This is a genomic window from Ruegeria sp. CDSA236, assembly GCF_059611285.1.
In genome coordinates this window covers 1-4,434 of the sequence record NZ_JBXWPG010000023.1, presented here as the reverse complement: position 1 = coordinate 4,434, position 4,434 = coordinate 1, and the positions used below count along the sequence as shown (strand labels likewise).

The following is a 4,434-nucleotide window of genomic DNA, read 5'->3' as shown; positions in this document are numbered from 1 at the left end:
TTACTCTGCGGCTTCTTCGTAAGCGTCCATTGGTGGGCATGTGCAGATGAGGTTTCGGTCTCCGTATGCGTTGTCGACGCGGTTGACGGGGGACCAGTATTTGTCGACGCCCATGGAGCCCGGGGGGAAGCAGGCCTGTTCGCGGGTGTATGGGCGGTCCCAGTCGCCGACCAGATCGCGCACCGTATGGGGGGCGTTTTTCAGCGGGTTGTTCTCCGCATCGATCTTGCCGTCGATGATGTCCTGCGCCTCGGCCCGGATGGACAGCATGGCGTCGCAGAAGCGATCCAGCTCGTCCTTGGGTTCCGACTCGGTGGGTTCGACCATCAGGGTTCCGGCCACCGGCCAGGACATGGTCGGCGCGTGGAAGCCGGAATCGACCAGTCGTTTGGCCACATCGTCGACGCTGACATGGGCCGCCTCATCCAAAGGACGGGTGTCAAGGATACATTCATGCGCCACCCGGCCTGTTTCCGAGGTGTACAGGATTGGATAGGCGTCCTGCAGCCGGGCCGCGATATAGTTGGCGTTCAAGATCGCCACTTTCGTGGCCTGGGTCAGACCCGCACCGCCCATCAGCAGCACATAGGCCCAGCTGACCGGCAGGATCGACGGAGACCCAAACGGTGCCGCCGAGACCGGACCGACGGCGGTGCCGTATTCCGGGTGGCCGGGCAGGTGTTCCTCCAGATGCGCTTTGACGCCGATCGGACCCATGCCGGGGCCGCCACCGCCATGCGGGATGCAGAAGGTCTTGTGCAGGTTCAGGTGGCTGACGTCGCCACCAATGTCACCAGGACGCGACAGGCCGACCATGGCGTTCATGTTGGCGCCGTCGATATAGACCTGACCGCCGTGATCATGGGTGATCTGGCAGACCTCCTGGACGGTGGTCTCGAACACGCCATGGGTCGACGGGTAGGTAATCATGCAGGCGGCCAGATGGTCGGAATGCTTTTCCGCCTTGGCGCGGAAATCGGCGACATCAATGTTGCCCTTCTCATCCGCTTGCACCGGCACCACCTGATAGCCCACCATCTGGGCCGAGGCCGGGTTGGTGCCATGGGCCGAAGTGGGGATCAGGCAGACATTGCGGTGCCCTTCGCCGCGGGCGAAGTGATAGTTGCGGATGGTCAGCAGGCCTGCGTACTCGCCCTGCGCGCCCGAGTTGGGCTGCTGCGAGATCGCGTCATAGCCGGTGATCTGGCACAGCTTGTCGTTCAGATCGGCAATCATCTCGTGATAGCCCTGTGCCTGATCTTCGGGGCAGAACGGGTGCAGATTGCCGAACTCGGGCCAGGTGACCGGGATCATCTCGATCGTGGCGTTCAGCTTCATCGTGCACGACCCCAGCGGGATCATCGCCCGGTCCAACGCCAGGTCGCGGTCGGCCAGACGGCGCATATAGCGCGTGATCTCGGCCTCGGCCCGGTTCTTGTGGAAGATCTCGTGGGTCAGATATTCGCTTTCACGCAGCGCGTAATCCGGCAGGCGGTATTGCTTGTTCGAGCTGTCATCCGCCCGATCGATGCCGAAGGCACCCCAGACGGCCTCGATGGTCTCGGGCCGGGTCTGTTCGTCCAGGCTGATGCCGACCTTGCTGTCGCCAACCTTGCGCAGGTTGACGCCGCGGGCCACGGCGGCCTCCATCACGACATTCTGCAGATGGCCGACCTCGACCGTGATGGTGTCAAAGAACACTTCCGGTTCCACGGCAAAGCCCGCCTCTTCCAGACCGGCGGCCAGGCGCGAGGTCTTGCGGTGCACCGATTGCGCAATGGCCTTGATGCCATCAGGGCCGTGATAAACCGCATACATCGACGCAATGACGGCCAGCAGCGCCTGCGCGGTGCAGACATTCGAGTTGGCCTTCTCGCGGCGGATATGCTGTTCGCGGGTCTGCAGCGCCAGGCGATAGGCCTTGTTGCCCCGGCTGTCGATGCTGACGCCGATGATCCGGCCGGGCATCGACCGCTTCAGCTTGTCGGTGGTCGCCATATAGGCCGCGTGCGGGCCGCCATAGCCCATCGGCACGCCAAAGCGCTGGGTCGAACCGATGGCGATATCCGCGCCCATCTCGCCGGGGGATTTCAGCAGTGCCAGCGACAGGATGTCGGCGGCAACGATGGCAATGGCTTTATGTTCATGCAGCGCCGCGATCTCGGCGGTGAAGTCGCGCACATGTCCATGCGTGCCGGGATACTGGAAGATCGCGCCAAACACCGCGCCCGCGTCCATCGTATCCGGATCAGCCACCTGTACGTCGATGCCCAGAGGCTCGGCGCGGGTTTTGATCACCGCAATGGTCTGCGGGTGGCAGTTTTTATCGACGAAGAAAGCCGCGTTATTGGCCTTGGACCGGCCACCGCGCTTGGCCATCGCCATCGCCTCGGCAGCAGCGGTTGCTTCGTCCAGCAGCGAGGCGTTGGCCACGTCCAGCCCGGTCAGATCGCTGACCATGGTCTGGAAGTTCAGCAGCGCCTCAAGCCGGCCCTGGCTGATCTCGGGCTGATAAGGCGTATAGGCCGTGTACCAGGCCGGGTTTTCCAGGATATTGCGCAGGATCGGCGCAGGCGTGGTGGTGCCGTAATAGCCCTGACCAATCAGCGAGGTCAGAACCTTGTTCTTGCTCGCCACCTCTTTCATGTGGAACAGCGCATCGCGCTCGGTCATCGCCGGACCCCAGTCCAGCGCTTCCTTCTGTCGGATCGCAGGGGGGACGGTGGCGTCAATCAGCTGATCCAGCGTCGTGAAGCCGATCACCTTGAGCATGTCGCGCATCTCGGTCGGGCTGGGCCCGATATGGCGACGGTTGGCAAAGTCATAGGCTTCGTAATCGGTGAGTTTGAAGGCCATGTGTAGCGCTCCTCAAGGAATGTCTCGCCCAGCCGCTCTGGCAGATGCCTCCGGCGGGAGTATTTGGAAAAAGATGAAGCCCGGGGCCCGGTTTCAGGGCCCCGGAATTGAAGTTACCCGATGAAGGCCTTGTAGCCGGCTTCGTCCATCAGATCTTCCAGCTGCGACGCATCCGTGATCTTGATCTTGTAGATCCAGGCCTCGCCCTCGGGGTCGTCGTTCAGCGCGCCCGGATTGTCGGCCAGCGCCTCGTTGACCTCGACGATCTCGCCATCAACCGGCGCATAAAGCTCGGACGCCGCCTTGACGGATTCGATCACGCCAATCTCGCCACCCTTCTCGAACTCGTCGCCTGCTTCCTGCTGTTCCACGAACACCACGTCGCCCAGCTGTTCAGCCGCGTGTTTGGTGATGCCCAGCGTCGCGGTATCACCCTCGACGGTCAGCCATTCGTGCTCTTCGGAATAATAGGTTGCCATGTTGTCTCTCTCCTGACTTCAACGCTTGTAATTCTGGGTGACAAAGGGGGTGGCCACAATCTGTGCCGGTTGCGGCTTGCCCCGGATGATCAGATTCACCGCCGTGCCCGGTTCGGCATGATCCGCCGCCACATAGCCCATCGCCACAGGTCCACCGACCGTCGGGCCAAACCCGCCCGAGGTGATCTGACCGATTGTATTGCCCTGCGCGCACTGAATGTCCACGCCCTGACGCGCCGGTGCCCGGCCTTCCGGCTTGATGCCCACCAGCTTGCGCGCGGGACCCTCGGCCAGTTCTTTTTGAATGCGATCGGCCCCCGGGAACCCACCCTCTTCCTTGCGGCGTTTCTGGATCGCCCAACCCAGGCTGGCCTCGATCGGCGAGGTGCCCTGGTCGATGTCATTGCCATACAGGCACAGCCCCGCCTCCAGCCGCAGGCTGTCGCGCGCGCCCAGGCCCGCCGCCTCGCAATCCTCATGCGCCAGGAAGGCCTTGGTGATTTCTATCGCACGGTCCTCGGGGATCGAGATCTCGTACCCGTCCTCGCCGGTATAGCCCAGACGCGAGATCCGGCATTCGGCCCCCAGGATGTCGGCAACAACGGTTTCCATGAACTTCAGATCCCGCGCCGCAGGGCAAAGCGCACCCACCACATCCTCGGCCTTCGGTCCCTGCACCGCAACAAGCGCGCGGTCAAAGATCTCGATCACCTCAACCCCGTCCAGATTGGCGCGCATATGCGGAATATCCTGATGACGCAGCGCCGCGTTCACCACCACAAAGAAGTGATCCCCCGCATTCGACACGATCAGATCATCCATGATCCCGCCATCCGAATTGGTGAAAAATCCATACCGCGCCTTGCCAGGCTTCAATGTCGCATAGGCCTGCGGGCACAGAGCCTCAAGCTTGGCACCAACATCCTCACCCCGCAGGATCACCTGACCCATATGAGACACATCAAACACCGCCGCCTTCTCACGACACTGCGCATGCTCACCCATAATCCCTAAGGGATACTGAACAGGCATCTCCCAGCCCGCAAAATCAACCAACTTCCCACCCAACTCAACATGCAAACCATACAAAGGCGTGCGC

General features: G+C 62.3%; 3 protein-coding genes. All 3 read right to left on the bottom strand.

The window, feature by feature from the left end; all coding sequences use genetic code 11:
• Positions 1-2,856 carry an aminomethyl-transferring glycine dehydrogenase gene (gene gcvP, locus AC2FLB_RS20745; RefSeq protein ID WP_496704183.1) on the bottom strand — a complete coding sequence of 952 codons (2,856 nt, stop codon included), beginning with the start codon at positions 2,854-2,856 and terminating at the stop codon, positions 1-3.
• 113 nt (positions 2,857-2,969) lie between these two features.
• On the bottom strand, positions 2,970-3,335 hold the full coding sequence (gcvH, locus tag AC2FLB_RS20740; RefSeq protein WP_142640419.1) for a glycine cleavage system protein GcvH: 366 nt from the start codon (positions 3,333-3,335) through the stop codon (positions 2,970-2,972).
• A gap of 18 nt (positions 3,336-3,353) precedes the next feature.
• Positions 3,354-4,434: glycine cleavage system aminomethyltransferase GcvT (gene gcvT / locus AC2FLB_RS20735; protein ID WP_496709999.1), on the bottom strand; the 1,081-nt coding region annotated here is incomplete at its 5' end.